The sequence below is a fragment of the Microbacterium sp. ZXT2-5 genome (genome assembly GCF_055329545.1).
Genome location: NZ_JBUZWD010000001.1, coordinates 1,981,551 through 2,001,199, shown reverse-complemented (window position 1 = coordinate 2,001,199; position 19,649 = coordinate 1,981,551). Strand labels below are relative to the sequence as shown.

Annotated in this window: 18 protein-coding genes; 8 read left to right on the top strand and 10 right to left on the bottom strand. The window is 70.6% G+C overall.

The features are described from left to right. Positions 1–99: 99 nt before the first annotated feature. The 5 genes from ACZBH1_RS08780 to ACZBH1_RS08760 all read right to left on the bottom strand — a co-directional run bounded on the left by ACZBH1_RS08780 (position 100) and on the right by ACZBH1_RS08760 (position 6,011). Positions 100–1,116, bottom strand: a complete 1,017-nt coding sequence (locus ACZBH1_RS08780; RefSeq protein WP_463646162.1) for a LacI family DNA-binding transcriptional regulator — start codon at positions 1,114–1,116, stop codon at positions 100–102. A 34-nt stretch (positions 1,117–1,150) separates the two neighbouring features. Beyond that, entirely contained in the window at positions 1,151–2,662 is a 1,512-nt protein-coding gene (arfA, locus tag ACZBH1_RS08775) for an arabinosylfuranosidase ArfA (RefSeq protein WP_463646161.1), read from the bottom strand. Positions 2,663–2,714: 52 nt separating this feature from the next. Then, entirely contained in the window at positions 2,715–3,641 is a 927-nt protein-coding gene (locus ACZBH1_RS08770; protein WP_336394449.1) for a carbohydrate ABC transporter permease, read from the bottom strand. Continuing rightward, positions 3,638–4,582: a carbohydrate ABC transporter permease gene (locus ACZBH1_RS08765; protein ID WP_336394448.1), complete on the bottom strand. Its 945-nt coding sequence runs from the start codon at positions 4,580–4,582 to the stop codon at positions 3,638–3,640. Before ACZBH1_RS08765 ends, ACZBH1_RS08770 begins: the two co-directional genes overlap by 4 nt. Positions 4,583–4,652: 70 nt before the next feature. Next, complete coding sequence (locus ACZBH1_RS08760; protein WP_463646160.1) at positions 4,653–6,011, bottom strand: ABC transporter substrate-binding protein; 1,359 nt, start codon at positions 6,009–6,011, stop codon at positions 4,653–4,655. A 327-nt stretch (positions 6,012–6,338) separates the two neighbouring features. On the opposite strand from ACZBH1_RS08760, the gene ACZBH1_RS08755 reads away from it, so the two are divergent. Next, positions 6,339–7,388 carry a LacI family DNA-binding transcriptional regulator gene (locus ACZBH1_RS08755; protein WP_463646159.1) on the top strand — a complete coding sequence of 350 codons (1,050 nt, stop codon included), beginning with the start codon at positions 6,339–6,341 and terminating at the stop codon, positions 7,386–7,388. A gap of 49 nt (positions 7,389–7,437) precedes the next feature. On the opposite strand, the gene ACZBH1_RS08750 is transcribed toward ACZBH1_RS08755, so the two are convergent. Beyond that, positions 7,438–11,226, bottom strand: a complete 3,789-nt coding sequence (locus ACZBH1_RS08750) for a proline dehydrogenase family protein (RefSeq protein WP_463646158.1) — start codon at positions 11,224–11,226, stop codon at positions 7,438–7,440. A gap of 146 nt (positions 11,227–11,372) precedes the next feature. On the opposite strand from ACZBH1_RS08750, the gene ACZBH1_RS08745 reads away from it, so the two are divergent. After that, positions 11,373–12,272, top strand: a complete 900-nt coding sequence (locus ACZBH1_RS08745; RefSeq protein WP_463646671.1) for a LysR family transcriptional regulator — start codon at positions 11,373–11,375, stop codon at positions 12,270–12,272. A 69-nt stretch (positions 12,273–12,341) separates the two neighbouring features. Here ACZBH1_RS08745 and ACZBH1_RS08740 read toward each other — a convergent pair whose 3' ends face one another. Next, entirely contained in the window at positions 12,342–12,974 is a 633-nt protein-coding gene (locus ACZBH1_RS08740) for a hypothetical protein (protein WP_463646157.1), read from the bottom strand. 220 nt (positions 12,975–13,194) lie between these two features. Between ACZBH1_RS08740 and ACZBH1_RS08735 the strand changes: the two genes are divergently transcribed. After that, positions 13,195–15,147 (top strand): bifunctional diguanylate cyclase/phosphodiesterase, encoded by a 1,953-nt coding sequence (locus ACZBH1_RS08735; RefSeq protein WP_463646156.1) that lies wholly within the window; start codon positions 13,195–13,197, stop codon positions 15,145–15,147. Here the strand turns inward: ACZBH1_RS08735 and ACZBH1_RS08730 are convergent. Beyond that, positions 15,139–15,444 (bottom strand): DUF7882 family protein, encoded by a 306-nt coding sequence (locus ACZBH1_RS08730; RefSeq protein WP_336394441.1) that lies wholly within the window; start codon positions 15,442–15,444, stop codon positions 15,139–15,141. The genes ACZBH1_RS08735 and ACZBH1_RS08730 overlap by 9 nt on opposite strands. A gap of 41 nt (positions 15,445–15,485) precedes the next feature. On the opposite strand from ACZBH1_RS08730, the gene ACZBH1_RS08725 reads away from it, so the two are divergent. Next, positions 15,486–15,755: a hypothetical protein gene (locus ACZBH1_RS08725; RefSeq protein ID WP_336394440.1), complete on the top strand. Its 270-nt coding sequence runs from the start codon at positions 15,486–15,488 to the stop codon at positions 15,753–15,755. A gap of 78 nt (positions 15,756–15,833) precedes the next feature. Here the strand turns inward: ACZBH1_RS08725 and ACZBH1_RS08720 are convergent, their stop codons facing one another. Next, positions 15,834–16,619, bottom strand: a complete 786-nt coding sequence (locus ACZBH1_RS08720; protein WP_336395043.1) for an EAL domain-containing protein — start codon at positions 16,617–16,619, stop codon at positions 15,834–15,836. Positions 16,620–16,755: 136 nt separating this feature from the next. Here ACZBH1_RS08720 and ACZBH1_RS08715 point away from each other — a divergent pair, with 136 nt between their 5' ends. Further along, positions 16,756–17,070, top strand: a complete 315-nt coding sequence (locus ACZBH1_RS08715) for a DUF7882 family protein (protein ID WP_336394439.1) — start codon at positions 16,756–16,758, stop codon at positions 17,068–17,070. Between the two features lie 62 nt (positions 17,071–17,132). Then, positions 17,133–17,447 (top strand): hypothetical protein, encoded by a 315-nt coding sequence (locus tag ACZBH1_RS08710; protein ID WP_336394438.1) that lies wholly within the window; start codon positions 17,133–17,135, stop codon positions 17,445–17,447. 21 nt (positions 17,448–17,468) lie between these two features. On the opposite strand, the gene ACZBH1_RS08705 is transcribed toward ACZBH1_RS08710, so the two are convergent. Continuing rightward, a complete protein-coding gene (locus ACZBH1_RS08705; RefSeq protein ID WP_378878530.1) occupies positions 17,469–18,029 on the bottom strand; it encodes a thioesterase family protein in 561 nt (186 codons plus the stop codon). Positions 18,030–18,181: 152 nt separating this feature from the next. Here ACZBH1_RS08705 and ACZBH1_RS08700 point away from each other — a divergent pair, with 152 nt between their 5' ends. Next, positions 18,182–18,688 carry a GNAT family N-acetyltransferase gene (locus tag ACZBH1_RS08700; protein WP_336394436.1) on the top strand — a complete coding sequence of 169 codons (507 nt, stop codon included), beginning with the start codon at positions 18,182–18,184 and terminating at the stop codon, positions 18,686–18,688. Positions 18,689–18,847: 159 nt separating this feature from the next. Beyond that, the gene (gene cofE, locus ACZBH1_RS08695; RefSeq protein WP_463646155.1) at positions 18,848–19,636 is read left to right on the top strand and encodes a coenzyme F420-0:L-glutamate ligase; all 789 of its coding nucleotides are present in this window, start codon (positions 18,848–18,850) and stop codon (positions 19,634–19,636) included. The last annotated feature ends 13 nt before the right edge of the window (positions 19,637–19,649 follow it).

Genomic DNA, 19,649 nt, shown 5'->3' with positions numbered 1-19,649 from the left:
CAGGGCTGCCGGCGGACTCGCGCTTCCCGCCGGCAGCCCTCTCACGTGCACGGCGCGCCTGGCGGGCACGGCATCGGGCGAGGACGGGCGTGCCCCGCTTCAGGCTGAGGCCGCCGCCGGGGCCGCCGTCGAGTCCCGCACGACCAGTGAGGTCGCCAGCTCGATCCGCGTGACCTCCGGACGGGGGCCGTCCAGCAGCTGCAGCAGGAGCCGGGTGGCCTGCTCCGCCATCTCGCGAAGGGGCTGATGGACGGTGGTGAGCCGCGGGTGGGCGAGCTCCGCGATCGCGAGGTCGTCGTAGCCCACGACGGACAGGTCGCGCGGCACCGAGAGTCCGAGAGCCGAGGCGGCGTGCAGCACTCCCAGCGCCTGCGCGTCGTTGCCGGCGAAGATCGCCGTCGGCCGATCCGGCAGCCGCAGCAGCTCGGCCGCGTGATCCTCGCCCCCCTGACGCCGGAAGTCGCCGAAGCGGATCCATTCCGGCGGGATCGTCACCCCCGCGGACGCCATCGCGGCGCGGTAGCCGTCCAGCCTTGCCAGCGCGCACATCACCGACTCCGGCCCGGTGATCGCCGCGATCCGCCGGTGCCCGAGCTCCAGCAGGTGCCGTGTGGCCGCCAGCCCGCCCGACCAGTTCGCCGACCCGACCGACGGGAGGTCCGCATCGGGATCGCCGGCCGGATCGATGACGACGAACGGGATGCCGCGCGCCGAGAGCCGCTCCCGCCCGTCGGCCGGTATGCCGGCGAAGAGGAGGATGATGCCGCTCGGCGCGCGGCGCACGACCGAGTCCAGCCACTCCGGTCCCGGGGCACGACGATCCCCGCTCACGGAGAGCGAGACCGCCATGCCGGCGGCCGCGGCGCTCTCGCGCACCCCCTCGAGGATGCCGAGCGCCCACTCGCCCTCGAGCTCGTGGAGCACGACCTCGATGTAGTCCCGTCGCTGCCTGCTCTTGCGGCGCCGGTAGCCGCTCGCGTGCAGCTGCTCCTCGACGAGCGCCCGTGTCGTCGACGAGACGTCCGAGCCGCCGTTGAGCACCTTGGAGATGGTCGTCAGCGACACCCCCGTCTGAGCGGCGATCTCCTTCAGCGTCACTCTCTGGGGTCGTGCCATCTCGCCACCCGGCCGGCTCGTCGCGGCGCCCGCGTCAGTCTAGCGTGAGCGCCGTCCACGACACGGGCGGCAGCGTGACGGTCACCCTGCCCTCCCCGACGTCGACGGACGAGTTGGTCCTGGGCGTGACGCGCTCCGGATCCTGGAGGGTGTTGGCCGCGTGGATGTCGTCATCGAACAGTGAGATCGCGGAGGCGCCGGCGACCTCGCCGAGGGCGCGCACATCGATCTCTACGGAGACCTTCTCGTCGAGGCTGCGGTTCACGAGGAACACCGTCGTGCCTCCCCCGCTCGCATCGCGTGTGGCCACCGCGTCCACGACCGACACGTCGCCGTACTCCGCCGTGGCGTAGGTGGGGCTGTCGAGCTTCAGCTCGAGGGCGACACCGCGGGCGAGGCGCGAGGTGAGCGAGAACGGATAGAAGGTGGTCTGCCGCCACGCCGGCCCACCGGGCTCGGTCATGATCGGCGCGATGACGTTGACCAGCTGCGCGAGGCTCGCGGCCGTCACCCGGTCGGCGTGGCGAAGCAGCGAGATGAGGAGGCTGCCGAAGACCACGGCATCCAGGACGGAGTACGAGTCCTCGAGCAGGCGGGGTGCCACCGGCCAGTCCTCCGCATCGGTGATCTTGTCGACCTCGTTGAAGCGCGACTGGTACCAGACGTTCCATTCGTCGAAGGAGATGTCGATCGTCTTGTCGCTGTGCCTGATCGCCTTCACGTGGTCGGCGGTGGCTACGACGGCCTCGATGAAGCGGTCCATGTTCACGCCGGAGGCGAGGAAGCTGCCGTAGTCGTCGCCCTTCGGCTCGTAATACGCGTGGCACGAGATGTAATCCACGTCGTCGTACGTCTTGCTGAGCACGACGCGCTCCCAGTCGCCGAAGGTGGGCATCTGGGCGCTCGAACTGCCGCAGACGACCAGCTCGAGATCCGGATCGATCTGTCTCATCGCGCTCGCGGTCTTCGATGCGATCTGCGCGTACTCCTCGGCCGTCGAGTGCCCGAGCTGCCATGGCCCGTCCATCTCGTTGCCCAGGCACCACATGCGGATGCCGTGGGGTTCGGGGTGGCCGTTCGCGACGCGCCTGTCCGACCAGTGGGTGCCCGATCGCAGATTGGCGTATTCGAGCACATCCAGCGCCTCCAGGACTCCGCGCGTGCCGAGGTTGACGGCGTACATCAGCTCGCTGTCGACCTTCTTGAGCCACCCCGCGAACTCGTCGAGGCCGATCTCGTTGGTCTCGGTCGAGTGCCACGCCAGGTCGAGCCGGCGGGGCCGGGCGTCGCGGGGCCCGACGCCGTCCTCCCAGCGATACCCCGAGACGAAGTTTCCGCCCGGGTAGCGGATCGTGGAGACGCCGAGCTCCCGGACCAGTTCGACGACGTCGCGGCGGAAACCGTCCTCGTCGGCGGTGTCGTGTCCCGGCTCGTAGATGCCGTCGTAGACGCATCGCCCCAGGTGCTCGACGAACGAGCCGAAGAGCCGGCGGTTGACGGGTCCGACGGTGAAGTGCGGGTCGACGGTGAGATGTGCGCGGATCATTCTTCTCTTTCAGGGACAGGGGGAACCGAGGCGAGGCGGCGTGATCGTCGGATCACTTGAGGCTTCCGATGGCCAATCCGCCGCGCCAGTACTTCTGCAATCCGAGGAAGGCGATGATCAGGGGGATCACCGAGACGAGCGAGCCGAGGATGATGATGCTCCAGAGGGTCTGCCCGCCCGCCGCGCCGTACGTCGACGCAGTGGACTGCCACAGTCCGATTCCGACGGTCACCGGGAAGAGGCGGTTGTCGGAGAGCATGACGAGGGGCAGGAAGTAGTTGTTCCACGACGCCACGACCGACAGCAGCAGGACGGTGACGATGGCGGGACGCAGCAGCGGCAGCGCCACGGTGAGGAACGACCGGAACTCGCCCGCGCCGTCGACGCGCGCCGCGTCGAGCAGCTCGTCGGGCACGGCATCCCGCGCATACACGTTCATGAGATAGACGCCGAACGGGTTCAGCAGCGTCGGGAAGATGACCGCCCAGATGGTGTTCGTCCAGCCGACCTGCGCGAACAGCACGAAGGTCGGGATGACGAGCGCCGTCGTGGGAACCATGACCGCGCCGAGGAGGATCGCGAACGAGAGCCGGCGACCGGCGAACTGGTACTTCGCGAAGCCGTAGCCGGCGAGCACGGCGAGCACCGTCGCGCCGATGCCCCCCGCGATCGCGTAGAGCGCGGAGTTGGCCAGCCAGCGCGCGTAGATGCCGCCGCTGTACGTGAACAGGTCGACCAGGTTGCCCAGATAGTTGATGTCGTCGGCGAACCAGAGCGAGCTGTCGCCGCCGAAGAGCCCGGCCGCGGTCTTGGAGCTGTTGACGATCAGCCACCAGAACGGGACCAGGAAGTAGACCATCAGCGCACCGAGGACGATGTTGAGCGGGATGCGGCCCCGCTCGCGCGGACCGCGACGGCGCTCGATGGTGTTCCGGCGGGGCGTGCGGGTGCCGGTGACCTCGACAGGCGTGACGCTCATGAGAAGAAGCTCCCTCGCTTGCGGGTGGCGAACAGGAAGATGTAGACGCAGAGGAACACGACCGCCCCGAGCGCGAACGAGATGGCCGCTCCGTAGTTGTAGTTCGCGAGCGAGAACGCCTGCTGGTAGGCGTACATGTTCGGTGTGAAGTCATTCGGGATCGCACCCGCCGCGAGATCCTGGAGGATCTTCGGCTCGTTGAAGAACTGCAGCGTTCCGATCAGTGCGAACACCAGGATCAGCAGCAGAGCCGGCGCGACGAGGGGGACCTTGATCCGCCAGACGATCTGCCACTGCGACGCCCCGTCGATGCGGGCAGCTTCGTACAGGGTCGGGTCGATGCCCTGAAGCGCCGCGTACAGGATGATCATGTAGTAGCCCGCCCATTGCCACGTCACGATGTTGAGCAACCCGTAGAAGATCAGGCTCCGGCTCAGGAAGTCCGGGGCCTCAGCGCCGAAAATTCCGAAAAGCTCCGCAAGAGGGCCGAAGTTGTCGCTGTAGAGGAAGCCCCACATCAGCGCGCCGATCACGGTCGGAATCGCGTACGGCATGAAGATCATGAGCCGGGAGAACCGGGCGAATCGGGTGACGATGATGTCGAGGATCAGGGCGATGGCGAGGGAGACGGCCATCTGCAGCGGGATGAGCACGATCGAGAAGCGGATCACGAACCACACGCCGTCGAGGAACGACGGGTCGCTGAACGCCTTGGCGTAGTTCCCGAAGAGGACGAAGCGCGTCCCTCCGATGAGCGACTTCTGGAAAAGGCTGAGGTAGAGGGCGTACCCGATCGGGAGCACGAGCAGCGCGAGGAAGATGATCGCGAACGGGCTGACGAACAGCCAGCCGACCAGGTTCTGCCTCGCGGCGGTCGACTTGCGGCGCTTCGATGAGAGAGGCGCTCGGGTCGAGACAGGAGCTTCGGTTGAGGCGGTCATGATGTCTCCGGGTCTGTGAGGGATGCCCGAGGGTCGGTCCGCGCGGACGCGGACCGACCCTCGGCCCAGGTCACTGCGTGACGGTGAACCCCTGCTCCTCGGCGTAGGCGACGACGGACTCCTGGAGCGCGTCGGCGGCCTCGGAGCCGGTGGCCGCGCCGTCATGGATGGCGGCGATCTGCTTGGTCAGCTCGGAGTAGTAGTACTGGCCCAGCGGGGTGTACGTCATGCCCTCGTACGCGTTGGCCGCGGGCACGTACACCTCCTTGTTCGCCTGCTGGCCGCTGAAGAACGGCACCTCGTAGTCCTGGAACTCGGGCGAGTCGAGGACACTGACGTTCAGCGGGAAGATGATCTGGTCCTGCCAGCCCTCATCGAGCGAGGCCTGGTCGGCGTAGACGCCGAAGGCGACCTTCGCGGCGAGCTCATGGTCGTCGGCCTGGCTCGAGACCGAGAACGCGGAGCCGCCCCAGTTGATCGCGATCGGGTTGCTCGCGTCCCACTGCGGCATCGGCGCGACGGACCACACCCCTTCGTCGGCCCCCTCGCCGACGCCCGCGCCCTGAAGGTAGCCGGGCGCCCACGCGGCCGAGAGGTAGGTGGCGTAGTCGCCGCCGATCACGCCTGCGATGTACTCGGGGGTGAACTGGTCCTCCGTGCCGACGAGGTCCTTCTCGACCAGGCCGGCCCAGTAGTCCAGGACCTCCTTGATCTCGTCGCTGTTGAGGTTGATTCCGATCTCGCCCTCGTTGGCGGGGTCGTACTCGAACGGCTGCGCGCCGTTCTGGTACATCAGCGCCGTGACCGCGGCGGGCTGGTTCGCGGCGAAGCTCGCCATGTACGGGCCGCCGGCGTCCTTGACGGCCTGCGCGGTCGCCTCGAACTCCTCCCACGTGGTGGGGGGCGTGATGCCGAACTGCTCGAAGATGTCGTTGCGGTAGATCATGCCCATCGGGCCGCCGTCGATCGGTGCGCCGTAGACGCCGTCACCGACGGAGACGTCCTTCCAGGCGCCCTCGCTGAAGTTGTCCTTGACGTCCTCGTAGCCGAGATCGGAGAGGTCCACCAGGGCGTCCTGCGCCTGGAAGACCGCGATGCGGTCGGCCTCGACCATCATGACGTCGGGGGCGCCGCTTCCCGCCGAGATGGCGGTCTGGAACTTGTCGTACGCGTCGCCGCCGGCGCCGGCGTTCGTCCAGCACACCTGGACGTCGTCGTTCGCCTCGTTGAAGTTGTCGACGACGGTCTCGGAGTTGGGGTACCAGGCCCACAGCGTGACGATGGGGGCGTCGGGGTTCTTGATCTCGTTGGTGCAGCTGGCGTCGCTGTTGCCGCCGCCATCGGCGTCGCCGCCTCCGGCGGTGCATGCGGCCAGGGCGCCGACCAGGGCGAACGCTGTGACCGCAGCAAGGACAGGCTTCGTCTTCACTGGACTTTCCTTTCGGTGTGCTGACTTCTTCGTCGGTGCATGACCGCCTGGAGCACGAGGGTGCAGGATCGCGGTGCTCTCGGGTCTACAACGTTGTAGAGCAACGTTGCAGACACTTTCCCACCGGCCGCGAGGGGTGTCAAGGGTGCACCGCAAATTCCTGCGCACGCATCGAAAGTTCTGTGACGTACGACCGCGGGACGGCGGGGCGGTACGGTGATCCACAACGTTGCACGGAGACGTCGAAGAGGCGGGGCCCGATCCGCACACGACGGGCATCGCATCTGCGTCACACTAGAGTGCAGATCGAACGGAAGGCGGGCGCCCATGGGACCGACGATGCACGACGTCGCCCGGGTGGCGGGAGTCTCGATCAAGACGGTCTCGAACGTCATCAACGACTATCCGCACGTGCGCCCCGGCACCCGCGATCGTGTGAACGAAGCGATCGAGCAGCTCGACTACCGGCCCAACCTCTCGGCACGCGGCCTGCGCTCCGGCCGGACGGGCGTCATCGGGCTGGCGGTCCCGTCGCTGCGCGAGAACTACTTCGCAGAACTCGCCGACGAGGTCATCAGAGCAGCTGAGAAGCACGGCCTGGGCGTCATGGTGGAGCAGACGAGCGGGGATCGGGATGCCGAGCTGCGCGCCGTCTCGCGCAGCCGGCCGCGGTTCCTGGACGGGCTGCTCTTCAGCCCGGTCAGGCTGGGCCAGGAGGATGCCGACGCCTTGAACGTCGAGGGCCCGCTCGTGCTCCTCGGCGAGCGGATCTTCGGCGGCCCGACCGATCACGTCACGATGCACAACACCTCGTCCGCGCAGGCCGCCGTCGAGCACCTCCTCTCGATCGGCCGCCGGCGGATCGCGCTGATCGGCGCCGACCACGAGGACGTCGACGAGGCGAGCTCGGCGAGCCTGCGCCTGAAGGGTTACCGGCGCGCCCTCGAGCAGGCCGGCATCGATCAGGATCCGGCCCTCATCCGGCATACCTCGATGCATCAATGGAACCGGGCGGGCGGCGCGGCCGCGACGCACCTACTGGTGCAGGAGGGCGTGGAATTCGATGCCGTCTTCGCGCTCAACGACACGCTGGGACTCGGTGTCCTGCGCGCTCTGCGCGAAGAGGGGCTCCGCGTGCCCGACGACGTCGCCGTGATCGGGTTCGACAACATCGACGAGAGCAAGTACTCGGTCCCGTCGATGTCGACCGTCGACACCGGCCGGGCGCAGATCGCGGCCATCGCCGTCGACCGACTCCTCGAGCGCATCAACGAGAAGGGCGAACGGCGCAGTCCCGAGACCTTCAAGCCGCCGTTCCGCATCGTGGCGCGGGAGTCCACGGGCTTCCCCGACGCCGGAGCCGACGAGAAGCCCTGACGAGAGCCGACCGCACGCGCCGGACGCGGACCGCGCCGCGGCGACGGCGCTAGATGACAGCCTCCGACCACGCGTCCGGATTCCCGAAACGGTGGGCCGTGATCGTCACCGACTGCTCGTGGAGGAACGGGAGAAGCTCGAGCCTGCCCGCGGTCGTCACGTCGTTGTCGTAGACGGCGAGGTCCGGGTCTCCGTCGACCGCCTCGGCGAGCCTTCGGTGAAGCGCGGCGACCGACTCGGCCCCGCCGACCAGGCGCACGCGCGATGGACGGGGCGCCGGATCGGCGTCGGCCGCGGCGGCGACGATGTCCTCGTCCCGGATGAGCCGCTGGAGCCACTCCTCCTCGGTCTCCACGAACACTCCCACGCCCTCGTCCGCCAGCACGCGACGCACCGTCTGCGGCAGGCCCACGGGCGCGCTGAGGGTCATCGCCGACCCCGCCCGCAGCCCCGCGACGGCGACGCGGAGCACGGCCTGCCACGAGGCATCCGCCGTCGCCCTCACCGCGACCGAGTCGACCGGCCGGTAGCGGAAGAGGTTACGCTCGACGCCGATACCCGACACGTCTCTCACCTGGCCGAACTCGCGGTCCCAGGCGATGGCGTCCGACAGCGCGGCGCGGCGGAGCCACTCGAACGCCTCGTAGCCCAGCGACGGCTGCGCCGCCTCGATGAGCGACACGATGCGGGTGTCCAGCCCTCGCAGGTGGAGCGTCGCCGACGCCGGCGATCCCGAAGTCGGCCGCCAGCGGCCCAGACCCATGAGGTAGTTCGGGCCGCCCGCCTTCGCCCCCGCGCCCACCGACGAGCGCTTCCACCCGCCGAAAGGCTGGCGCTGGACGATGGCGCCCGTGATGCCCCGGTTGACGTACAGGTTGCCGGCCTGCACCCGGTCGAGCCACATCGCCAGGTCGTCGGGGTTCTGCGTGTACAGGCCTGCGGTGAGACCGTAGTCGACGGCGTTCTGGAGCTCGATCGCGTGCGACAGCGACGTCGCGTGCATGATGCCCAGCACGGGTCCGAAGAACTCCTCGCGGTGGAACCGCGATCCTGGCTGCACGCCGGTGCGGATGCCGGGCGTCCAGAGCCGGCCCGCATACTCCGGTCCGGCGTCCAGCTCTCGAGGCTCGACGAGCCACTGCTCGCCCTCCTCGAGGGTGGTGAGGGCCCACTCCAGCTTGCCGCGAGGCGCCTCGACCACGGGGCCGACCTCGCTGAGCGGGTCGGACGGCGGGCCGACGCGGAGCGAGGTCGCGGCGTCCACCAGCTGGCGCGCGAATCGCCGCGAGTGGCCCACGGGCCCCACCAGGATGGCCAGCGACGCGGCCGAGCACTTCTGTCCGGCGTGGCCGAACGCGCTCTTGACGAGGTCGGATGCCGCGAGGTCGAGGTCCGCCGTCGGCATCACGATCATCGCGTTCTTGCCGCTCGTCTCGGCGAGGAGCGGCAGGTCCGGGCGCCACGAGCGGAACAGTGCGGCGGTCTCCCACGAGCCGGTGAGGATCACGCGGTCCACGTCCGGATGCGACACCAGCGCGCGGCCCAGTCCGCCCTCGTCGATGTCGACGAGGGCGAGGACGTCGCGCGGCACCCCGGCCTCCCACAGCGCCTCCGCCACGACCGCGGCGCAGCGCCGCGCCTGCGGCGCCGGCTTGAACACGACACCCGATCCGGCGGCGAGGGCGGCCAGGACGCCGCCCGCGGGGATGGCGATCGGGAAGTTCCACGGCGGGGTGACGAGCGTCAGTCGCGCCGGCTCGAACACCGCCCCGCTCACGCGATCGAGTTCTCGTGCGGTCGCGGCGTAGTAGTCGGCGAAGTCGACCGCCTCGCTCACCTCGACGTCCGCCTCGGCGAACACCTTGCCCGTCTCCGACGCGGCCACCTCGATGAGCTCCCCGCGGCGGGCCTCCAGCGCACGCGCCGCCGCCGCGAGCACGGCCCCGCGCTCGGCCGCCGGGGTCGCGCCCCACGCGGCGGCCGCGTGGCGGACGCGGGCGACGATCTCGTGCAGCGACTGCTCGTCCGTCACCGCGGCGGCGGCGATCGTGGCGTCGCCGGCGTGCGACGACTCGATCCGGGAGATCACATCCCGCGCCCACGCGCGGTTCCCGGGCAGCGCGGGGTCACTGTCGGACGCGTTGCGGAAGCCGGGCGCGCCCGCTGCCCGGGCCCCCGACTCGCGGGGCGCGAACACGGCGGTCTCGACGAACGCGTCGGCGCCGAACACCTGCTCCGGCACGATGCGCTCCATCGGCGCGGTGTCACCGGGCGCGCCGGCTGCGCCGGCCGAGCGCGCGATGCCGATCACCGCCTGCGTGAGCCCGGCGTCCTCCCCCGGCGACGCCGTGCGGCGCAGCGGCGCCTCAGCGCGCAGAGCCGCGACGGACGCGGCGTCGAGGACTGCCGCCTCGGCGGCCCGGTCCTGGGTGCGGCGGGGGCCGGTCGGCAGCGCCGGATCGTCCGCACGCGCGAGCGAGGCCAGGAAGCGGTCGCGCTCGCGTGCGAACAGCGCCGGATCGTCGGCGAGCTCGAACGCGGCGGAGAGGAAGTTCTCGCTGGACGCGTTCTCTTCGAGCCGCCGGACGAGATAGCTGATGGCCACGTCGAATTCGTCGGGACGCACGACCGGCACGTACAGGAGCACGTGGCCGACCTCGCGCGCGACCGCCGCGACCTGGCCCTGGGCCATGCCCAGGAGCATCTCGAACTCGACGGCGTCGCGCACGCCCGTCGCACCCGCGAGCAGCCATGCGTAGGCGATGTCGAAGAGGTTGTGGCCGGCGACCCCGATCCGCAGGGCGGCGGTGCGCTCGGGCTGCAGCGCGTACCGCAGGCACCGGATGTAGTTCGCGTCCGAGTCGAGCTTCGTGTCGTAGGTGGCGAGCGGCCAGCCGTGCAGCACCGCGTCCACGCGCTCCATCGCGAGGTTGGCGCCCTTGACGAGGCGGATCTTGATCGGGGCGCCGCCGGCCGCGACGCGCTCCCGGGCCCAGTCCGTCAGCCGCTCCAGCGTGGGCAGCGCGTCGGGAAGGTACGCCTGCAGCACGATGCCGGCTTCCAGGCCGCGCAGTCGCGGGTCCTCGAGCAGCCGGGTGAACACGGCGACGGTCAGGTCGAGGTCGCGGTACTCCTCCATGTCGAGGTTGATGAAGGTGGCCTCCCGCGCCCGACCGTCCGGGTCGGTCGGCGCGTCGGCCGCGTCCGCCCGCGCCGCCGAGAGGTACAGCGGCAGGAGCCGGTCGACCACCGTGTCGACGATCTCGTCGAACGCCCACATCGAGATGTGGCTCGCGATCGCCGAGACCTTCACCGAGACGTAGTCCACGTCGGGGCGGCGGATGAGCTCGTGGATCCCCTCGAGTCGCCGCAGGGCCTCCTGCTCGCCGAGCACCGCCTCGCCGAGCAGGTTGAGATTCAGCCGCGCTCCCGTCTCGCGCAGACGCTCGATGGCCGGGCCGAGCTTCTCCGGTCGCGCGTCGACCACGAGGTGCCCGACCATCTCGCGCAGCACCCGGCGCGCGATCGGCACGACCGGCGCCGGCAGCACGGGGGCGACGGCGCCGCCGACCCGCACGGCGGAGCGGAGGTACCAGGGGAGGAACCCGGGAACGAGGGGCGCGACGCGGTGCAGATGGGATGCCGCCGCCGACAGGCTCTCCGGTCGCATGACACCGTCGACGAAGCCGATCGTGAACGGCAGGCCGCTGGGGTCCTTCAGGACTCCGGCGAGGCGCTCCGCCGCCGGGTCGACGTGGGCCTCCGCGCTCTCGGCGATCCACCGCCGAGCCAGCGTGACGGCTTCGTCTGCGAGATGCCGTTCGGCAGCGTCTTCCATTCGCACTCCAGATGTCGATTCGACGGGGCCCGTGCTTCCAGACTGCACCTCGATGTGCTGCATGGCGTCCAGCCTGAGGCATCCGTCCGTTCGTGAAAAGCGATCGTCTACGATCAGTATCGTTCAGGATCTTCGATGGGATGCTCATGTTCGAGCTGCGACGCCTGCGCCTGCTGCATGAGCTGGCACTGCGGGGCACGCTGGCCGCCGTGGCGGAGGCGCTGTCGTACAGCCCGTCGACGATCTCGCAGCAGCTCGCGCAGCTCGAGAAGGAGGCGGGCGTGCCGCTTCTCGCCCCGGAGGGACGCCGCGTGCGCCTCACCGAGCACGGACAGATCCTCGCCGCCCACGCCGCGCGCGCCCTCGACCAGGACGAGCGGGCTCGCGGCGAGCTCGAGTCCCTGCACCCGGGCCTCGCCCCCGTCCGCGTCGCCGTCATGCAGACGGCGGCGCTGGCCGTCGCGCCCGTCGCCCTCGCCCTCCTCGCCGAACGCGCCCCGTACCTTCGCGTCGAGCTCGTCGAGCTGCCTCCCGAGCGGGGGCTCTTCGAACTCGCCGCGCGCAGCGTCGACCTCGTGATCGCCGAGCAGTACCCGGGTCACACGCGTCCGCACACGGCGGGCATCGAGCGCGAGATCCTGGGCATCGATCCCATCCGCGTGGCCGTTCCCGCGGGGGATGCCGCGCGGTCGCTCCACGATCTGCGCGCTCGGGCGTGGGTGATGGAGCCGGCGGGCACCGCCGCCCGGCTCTGGGCCGTCCAGCAGTGCCGCGCATCCGGCTTCGAACCCGACGTCCGCTTCGAGCTGGCCGACCTGTCGGCCCATGCCCGGCTCATCGCCGCCGGCCAGGCGGTCGGGGTGCTCCCGGATCTGCTGTGGGGCGGCGACCCGACGCCCGTCGCCGTGCTCGACCTCCCCGGGCGTCCGGCGCGCGAGATCTTCCTCGCGCAGCGCACCTCGTCCCAGGGCAGGGCGGGCATCGCCGAAGTCCGCAGCGCGCTGCGGGACGCGTTCCCGACGACCAGGCGGGATGCCGCGGGCTGACGCTTCGGGCGCTCCGGGCATGACGGGCGCCCGGGCCCGCGGACCCGGGTGCCTGTCAGGTGAGTGCCGTCACGTGCCGTCCGGACGCCGCGTCCGAGGCTCGTCCGCCGGCGGTGCGGTGTCGCCCACGGCGGCCGCCGCGTCGACCCCGTCGTCGCGGTGCACGCGACGCACTCCGTCGTCCGACGCGCCGACCGGCGCGTCCGAGCGATCGCTCGTGCGGGAGTCGGCGGTGCGCTCGTCGGTGCGGACGTCGCCGGCTGCCGCCGACGCGTTCCGGGCACCGGCGTCCGTCGCCGTGGCGCTGCGACCGTCGTCGCCGACATACGGGTCGACGTCGTCCGCCTTGCGCAGCCGCTCGGCCTGCTCGGCACGGAGCTTCGCGGCGTCCGACTCGTGCTCGTCGATCGTGCTCTGCCGCTTCTCGGCGTCGATCGACGCCTGCGCGGCGCGGGCGCGCGCCTGCTCGGCGGCCGCCGTGGCCGATGCCGCGTCCGCGCGGGCCTGGGCTACCTCCGCCTCGTGCTCCCGCGCCTTCAACTCGGACTCGCGCGCCTCGGCGCGCAGCTTCTCGGCCTTCTCGTGCTGCGCCTGCTCCCGCCGGTTGCGGCGGCCGCGCGCCGACAGCAGCAGCGCAACGAGGACGATCGCGACGACGACCACGACGCCGACGATGATCCAGATGAGGGTGGTCGTATCCACGGCCCCTCCTTCTCCCTCCGGCGCCGGCGGGGGTGCCGACGCCACCACTGTCAGCGAACCGCCCCGCCGCGGCCGCGCACAAACCCATTGCGCCCTTGCGCCGCCTGCGGTATCAGGCGCGGCGGCATCCTTTGGCATGGTCGGGACCTCCGTTTAGGATGTAGGGACCCGCTAACGCAGTGCCCCTTGTCCGCCCCCACATCAAGACTGAAGGGCCTGCGTGACCGACGTACCAGCTCTCACCTTCGACGGAGACCTTCCCGGCGACGACGCCGAGATGCTCCGCCTCCGCGAATGCTCGACCGAGCCCATCCGCACGATCGGCGCGATCCAGTCGCACGGCAGGCTGTTCGCAATCGATGAGGTCACAGGCGTCGTCGTCGCGGCGAGCGCCAACGCCGAGCACTGGCTCGGGCGCGACCTGCGCGAGGCCGGCAGCGACATGGTGTCGTGGTCGATCACCCACGGCGTCGCCGTCGACCCCGTGCGCGCCGAGTTCGAGGGCGTCGTCTACGACGTGATCGCCCACCGCGGCACGTCGCCGCTGGTCCTCGAGTTCGAGCCGGTGGTCCCCGGGCTCGACTACGTGCGCACCGGGGTCGTCGGCGCCATCCAGCGACTGGCGGCGATCACCGATCCCGATGAGCTGCGCCAGCAGGCGGCGCGTGAGATCAAGGCGATCACGGGCTACGACCGGGTGATGTGCTACCACTTCCACGACGACGCGCACGGGCAGGTCGTCGCCGACGAGCGCGAGCCCGACATGGAGCCCTACTTCGGCCTCCACTTCCCGGCATCCGACATCCCGGTCCAGGCGCGCACGCTCTACATCGAGAAGCGCTCCCGCGTGATCGCCGACACCGCAGACCCGGGGACGCCGATCCACACGCTCCTCCCGGAGGACAGCCCGCTGGACCTCGGCCCCACCGAGCTCCGCGCCGTCTCCCCTCACCACCTGCAGTTCATGCGGAACATGGGCCAGGCCTCCACGGTGTCGTTCGGGATCGTCCTGGACGACCAGCTGGTCGGCATGTTCACCTGCGCCCACCGGACGCCCCGCCGCATCCCGGTGCTGCTGCGCCGCGCGATCGAGGTGCTGGCCTCGCAGGTCGCCTCGCAGCTCGCCTCCGCGGAGCAGATCCGCAGGCTCCGCCGTCAGCTCGAGGCGAGGGAGCGGAGGATCGCCCTGATCGCCCCACTGTTCGGCCGCGCCGACGCGGGCTCCGTGCTCATGCGCGGAGAGCGCACGGTGCTCGACGTCGTTCCCGCCGACGGCGCGGTGCTGCGCCTCGGTGACGCGATCGACACCGTCGGCGTGGTCCCCGCGCCCGAGCGCCTGTTCGCCGTCGTGGACGAGCTGGGACCCGGGAGATTCCTCTGGGAGGCGCTGCCGATCGAGCGCCCCGAGCTCGCCGTCGAGATCCCGGGTGTCACCGGTCTGCTGGTCGTCCCGCTCGGCAGCGACGGCGACCGCCTGGTGTTCGTGCGCAGCGAGGTCGCCCGCACGGTGGAGTGGCTCGGCGATCAGCGACCCGAGAATCGTGAGCATCCCCTCTCCCCGCGACGGTCGTTCTCGGCCTGGCAGGAGAGCGTGACCGGCCGGAGCCTTCCGTGGGGCGAGCACGCCCAGGACGCGTACGACCTCGGCGAGGACATCCGCGCCGCGCTGGTGGCGCGGACGCAGGCCGAGCTCGCGGAGCTGGCGGTGCGCGACGCGCTCACCGGGCTCCACAACCGCCGGTACCTCGACGAGCGTCTCAACGATCTGCTCGGCGCCTCCGAGAGGTCTGTCGCGGTGGTCTTCCTCGACCTCGACGACTTCAAGCTGGTCAACGACACCCACGGCCACGAGATGGGGGACGCCGTCCTCGCGGCCATCGGCCGGCGGCTGAGCGGGGTCGCCCGCACGACCGACGTCGTCGTGCGGCTGGGCGGGGACGAGTTCGTGATCGTGTGCGTCGACGCGAGTCCGGCCGAGGCGGCGGCTGTCGCCGGCCGCGCGCTCGCGGCGATCACCGAGCCGATCGTCGTGCGCGACATCGAGATGCGCGTGCACGCGTCGGCCGGCGTCGTCGCCGCCCAGCGCGGTACCGGCGCGAGCGAACTGCTCGATGCCGCCGACGCCGCCATGTACCGCGCGAAGCGCGGGGGCGGTGGACGCGTCTCAGCGTGAGGCGGGGAGCTCCGGCTCGGGCACGATGCGCAGGCCGCCCGACGAGTTCGCGGTGTCGACGAGCTCCTGAAGCCACAGCCGGTTGATCTCGGGCATGGGTGCCTCGTACTCGAAGCGCAGCATGGTGACCGGCGAGATCCACATCGCCTGACGCACCGACGTCTCTTCGTCGACGATGGCGAAGGAGAGGTTCTCTCGGCGTCGCAGCTTGGCCATGATGACCAGTTCGACATGCGCCAGCGCCCGGTCGTCGATCTTGAAGGACGCCGGCGGGGAGCCGTAGTGAAGTGTGCCCACGCCTCGATCCTACGCGGCACGCCACCGGGTACGCTGGGGCCATGGCGATCGTGAACCGGCTGACTGTCGATGGACGCGACTACTTCCTCCCCGACCCCGTCACCGAGCTCAAGAACAGCATCCTCGAGGCGATCAAGGCGGGCGGCGGCTATGTCAACGTCCCACCCCTGCGCGGCGGACCCGGGGTCGACATCCTCTTCTCGCCGGGCATGCCGGTGACCTGGTCCCAGTTCGAGGTCGGCGACACCGTCCCGAGCGCCGGCGCCCCGGTGGACGAGATCTCCGACGACGTCGCGGACTACGGCCTCTGAGGGTCGCGGGCGACGGCTCCTGAGCCGAGTCCCGCGATGATCCCCCGAGTCCGACGCCCGAGGCTCACGCGTGCGGGCTCAGGCTTCTCCTGCCAGCACGACGTCCATCTGCTCGACGGGCAGCGGCAGACCCCACAGGTAGCCCTGGCCACGGTGGCAGCCGCGGCTGCGTGAGCGCTCGAAGTCGTCGAGGGTCTCGATCCCTTCGGCGACGACACGCCACCCGTGGTTCGCACTGCTGTCCACCACGGCGGAGATCGCGTCCTCTGCCGCGGCATCGACGCGCTGGGTGAGCGATCGATCGATCTTCACCTCGTCGATCGGCAGGGTCTCGAGCATTGCGACGTCGCCGCCGGCGTCGAAGTCGTCGACCGAGATGGCGACGCCCTCCGCCCGCAGCGCCTCGATGGCCGAGAGCATGCCGGGGCGCAGCTGGGGCAGGGGCGCCTCGGTGATCTCGACGGTCACGCCGGCGGGATCGAGTCCGAGCTCGTCCAGCCTGGTCAGCACCGTGCCCGCATAGCGGGTGGAGAAGTGAGCGGGAGACGCGTTCACCGCCAGCCCGACGGTGTGACCGGACTTCCGCCACCGCGCGACGTGCTCGGTCGCGAGAGCGAATACGCGCGTGTCGATCTCTTCGAGGAACTCGCCGCGCTCGGCCAGCGCGATGAACCGGTCGGGTGGCACTGCTCCCAGCGTCACATGATTCCAGCGACAGAGCGCTTCGACTGCATCCGGCGGCGACGTCTCAGACGGCGCGGCCGCGCCCGTCTGAAGATCGAATTGGCCCTGGAAGGCGAGTGTCAAGGCACCGGAGGACAGAGCCGTTCGCAGATCCCGAGTGAGCTGAGGCGTGCTGACCATCTCACAAGATTCGGTGATCTGCGCCTTCGGGCGCAACACCAGACACGGATCGTCAAAACCGCTATAATCCACGCTCACACCCCATCGGGCTCCACGACACGCCCGCAAAGCCGCTCGGAAGGCTACTGTAGATCCGATGGGCACGCTCACCTATGACACCAGGGTCACCGCTTCCTTCGACGACCGCGTCCTGGCCCACCTGCAGACCGTGATCTGGGCCAAGCTCCGTCGCGGGGAGTCCTTTCCTTTCACGTGGACGGACCCCATGCGCAGCGGCCTGGGGCGCACCTCGGTGTGGCTGAGCCCGCATGTGTCGCTCGCGTTCGAGTACTTCGGCGGACGCCAGCCCCGCCTCAACCCCGCCTGGATCGACGCACTCACCAAGGCCGCGAACTCTCCCGGCGGCCTGACCCTCGTCCCCGAGCCCGAGGCGCCGACAGGCGCTCCATAGTCGACCGCTCCCGATCCGTCAAGGGCACCCACCTGATTCACGGCGTGTCTAGCGTTCTACGCATGACACAGCACGCTGACGACATCGACACGCGCTGGGCGATCCACTGGTCGAGCCCGGAGCGCGGCGCATGGGCCGCAGACCGCTTCGGCCGCACCGTGGGCGAGGTGAAGCGGGACGATCGCGGCTACGTCGCGACCCGCGGCCGCCGCACGATCGGCCGATTCCGGTCCCTCGATGCGGCACTGGACGCCGTCGACCGGCGGCCGCTGACGACCGCCGACCCGAGCAGCAGGCTCTGGACGATGCTGCTCGCGACCGTCAACGTCGGAATCCTCGCGGCCATCTCGCTCGTCACGGCAGTCATCCTCCGCTGATCGCCGGCCGAACGCCGTCGCTCAGCGCCAGACGCTGGGCGCCTCCGCACGAGTAGGCGGAAGAGCGGATGCCGCGGCCCACTCGTGCACCCAGGCATCCACCTCGGGGATGCCCTCGGGCCGGCCGACCGCCGCGAAGAGCTCTTCGTGCGAGAGGGTGCCGCCGGCGCGCTTCATCATCCGTGCTCGGATGATCGCACGGGCGTACACCTCGCCGTCGACGACCGCTCGATGCTCGAGGTAGACGGCCTTGTCGTCGTGCCCGATCATGCGGGACTCGATGTCGAACCGCTGCCACAGGTTGAGCGACTTGCGGAACGTCACCGTCTCGCTGGACACCACGGCGTACCACCCGTAGCGCTTCATGACGTCCCACAGGCCGGTCCGCACGAGCAGATCCCAGCGGCCGAGGTCGAACAGCGACAGGTAGCGCCCGTTGTTCATGTGGCGCAGCAGATCGATGTCGGTCGGCAACGTGGTGACCCGCACCCGCCCGATCTCGGTCGGCCCGATCCGTCCCGAGCGGCGCAGGCGCCGGCGCGCGGTCAGCATCACGATCAGGGTCCGCCACAACACGTTCACGACGAGCGATGGTAGCGATCCGGAACCGATCCGCCGATTCGGTTGTCGGAATCCGCAGTCGCCCGGACGCCGGCGGGCCGAAGCGGTACGTCGCGTGCGCGCGCGATCCGGCGGATTTCAGGTCTCGCCCGGGGCCGCGTAGAGTCTGGCCCATGGAAGCCGAAACCCAGACCGACATCGTCGTCCGTCCGGTGCGCGACGTCGACGCGGAGGCCCTCGGCCGCGTCCACGCGACGTGCTGGCACGAGACGTACGACCACCTGATCAGCAAGGCCGCCCTCGAGGCGGTCTCCCCCAAGCGCCTCGCCGAGCTCTGGACCCACTGGGCCGTCCAGGGCCCGGAGTTCAAGATGTTCGCCGCGCTCGTCAACGGCGAGATCGTCGGATTCGCGGGGTCCGGCCCCGCCCGCGACAAGGACGCCCCGCGCTTCCGCGAGCTCTACTTCATCTACCTGCTCGACGCATACCACGGCACCGGCATCGGCCAGCGGCTCTTCGACTCGGTCGTCGAGCCCGCCGAGGGCCTGTACCTGTGGGTCGCCGACGACAACCCCCGCGCGCACCGGTTCTACACGCGCAACGGCTTCACGCTCGACGGTGCGACGCACACCGAGCCCTTCCTCGGCGAGACGCTGACCGAGGTGCGCTTCGTGCGCTGATCCCGCGCGGCCCGCGCTCGGCGGAGGGCGTGTCCGGTCCGCCGGGCACGCCCTCTGTCGTTCGCGGAACGTGCGTGACGTCGTCGTGACGCGGCGCGGCACCACGAGCCCGGAGCCGGCGCGGGCGATGACCCGCCGGCGATCGGGAAGACTGGACCCATGGCCTCCGCTCGCACCCGCCTCACCGTCTGGCCGTTGGACGGCATCCCCGAGATCACCGCAGGGACCGACCTCGTCGACGTCATCGCGACAGCGGCGACGGGCGACCTCGCCGACGGCGACATCCTCGTGGTGACCTCGAAGATCGTGTCGAAGGCCGAGGGGCGCTTCGTCGTCGCCGACGACCGCGAAGACGCCATCACCGCCGAGACGGTGCGGGTCGTGGCATCCCGCACCTCCCCGACCGGCGCCACCACCCGCATCGTCGAGAACCGCCTGGGCATGGTGTCGGCCGCAGCCGGCGTCGACGCGTCGAACACTCCCGAGGGCACCGTCCTGCTGCTGCCCGTCGACCCCGACGCGTCGGCACGCGCCATCGCCGGCGGTCTGCGGGAGCGGCTGGGCGTCGAGGTGGGCGTCATCGTCTCCGACACGCTCGGCCGCGCCTGGCGCGAGGGCCAGACCGATCACGCGATCGGCGCCGGCGGCGTGCTGGTCTTCGAGGACCTGCGCGGAGGGACGGATGCCGAGGGCCGGCCGCTCGTCGTCACCATGCCGTGCGTCGGCGACGAGCTGGCCGCCGCCGCCGATCTCGTCAAGGGCAAGGCCGCACGCCTGCCCGTCGCCGTGGTGCGCGGTCGCGGCGACCTCGTCGGGCCGCTGGACCTTCCCGGCGCCCGTTCCATCGTGCGCCCGCTCGAGCGCGACATGTTCCGCCTCGGCGCCGACGAGGCCTATGCGGAGGGCTTCGCCGCCGGCGCGGCATCCGTCGCCCGTCACCCCGCGTAGCCCGCGGCGCAGG

Excerpts from the sequence above, each read along its gene's own strand:
- ACZBH1_RS08770 (WP_336394449.1), bottom strand. The coding sequence starts at position 3,641 with ATGAGCGTCACGCCTGTCGAGGTCACCGGCACCCGCACGCCCCGCCGG.
- ACZBH1_RS08765 (WP_336394448.1), bottom strand. The coding sequence starts at position 4,582 with ATGACCGCCTCAACCGAAGCTCCTGTCTCGACCCGAGCGCCTCTCTCA.
- ACZBH1_RS08745 (WP_463646671.1), top strand. The coding sequence starts at position 11,373 with ATGTTCGAGCTGCGACGCCTGCGCCTGCTGCATGAGCTGGCACTGCGG.
- ACZBH1_RS08715 (WP_336394439.1), top strand. The coding sequence starts at position 16,756 with ATGGGCACGCTCACCTATGACACCAGGGTCACCGCTTCCTTCGACGAC.
- ACZBH1_RS08780 (WP_463646162.1), bottom strand. The coding sequence starts at position 1,116 with ATGGCACGACCCCAGAGAGTGACGCTGAAGGAGATCGCCGCTCAGACG.
- ACZBH1_RS08720 (WP_336395043.1), bottom strand. The coding sequence starts at position 16,619 with ATGGTCAGCACGCCTCAGCTCACTCGGGATCTGCGAACGGCTCTGTCC.
- arfA (WP_463646161.1), bottom strand. The coding sequence starts at position 2,662 with ATGATCCGCGCACATCTCACCGTCGACCCGCACTTCACCGTCGGACCC.
- ACZBH1_RS08755 (WP_463646159.1), top strand. The coding sequence starts at position 6,339 with ATGGGACCGACGATGCACGACGTCGCCCGGGTGGCGGGAGTCTCGATC.
- ACZBH1_RS08750 (WP_463646158.1), bottom strand. The coding sequence starts at position 11,226 with ATGGAAGACGCTGCCGAACGGCATCTCGCAGACGAAGCCGTCACGCTG.
- cofE (WP_463646155.1), top strand. The coding sequence starts at position 18,848 with ATGGCCTCCGCTCGCACCCGCCTCACCGTCTGGCCGTTGGACGGCATC.
- ACZBH1_RS08725 (WP_336394440.1), top strand. The coding sequence starts at position 15,486 with ATGGCGATCGTGAACCGGCTGACTGTCGATGGACGCGACTACTTCCTC.
- ACZBH1_RS08700 (WP_336394436.1), top strand. The coding sequence starts at position 18,182 with ATGGAAGCCGAAACCCAGACCGACATCGTCGTCCGTCCGGTGCGCGAC.
- ACZBH1_RS08710 (WP_336394438.1), top strand. The coding sequence starts at position 17,133 with ATGACACAGCACGCTGACGACATCGACACGCGCTGGGCGATCCACTGG.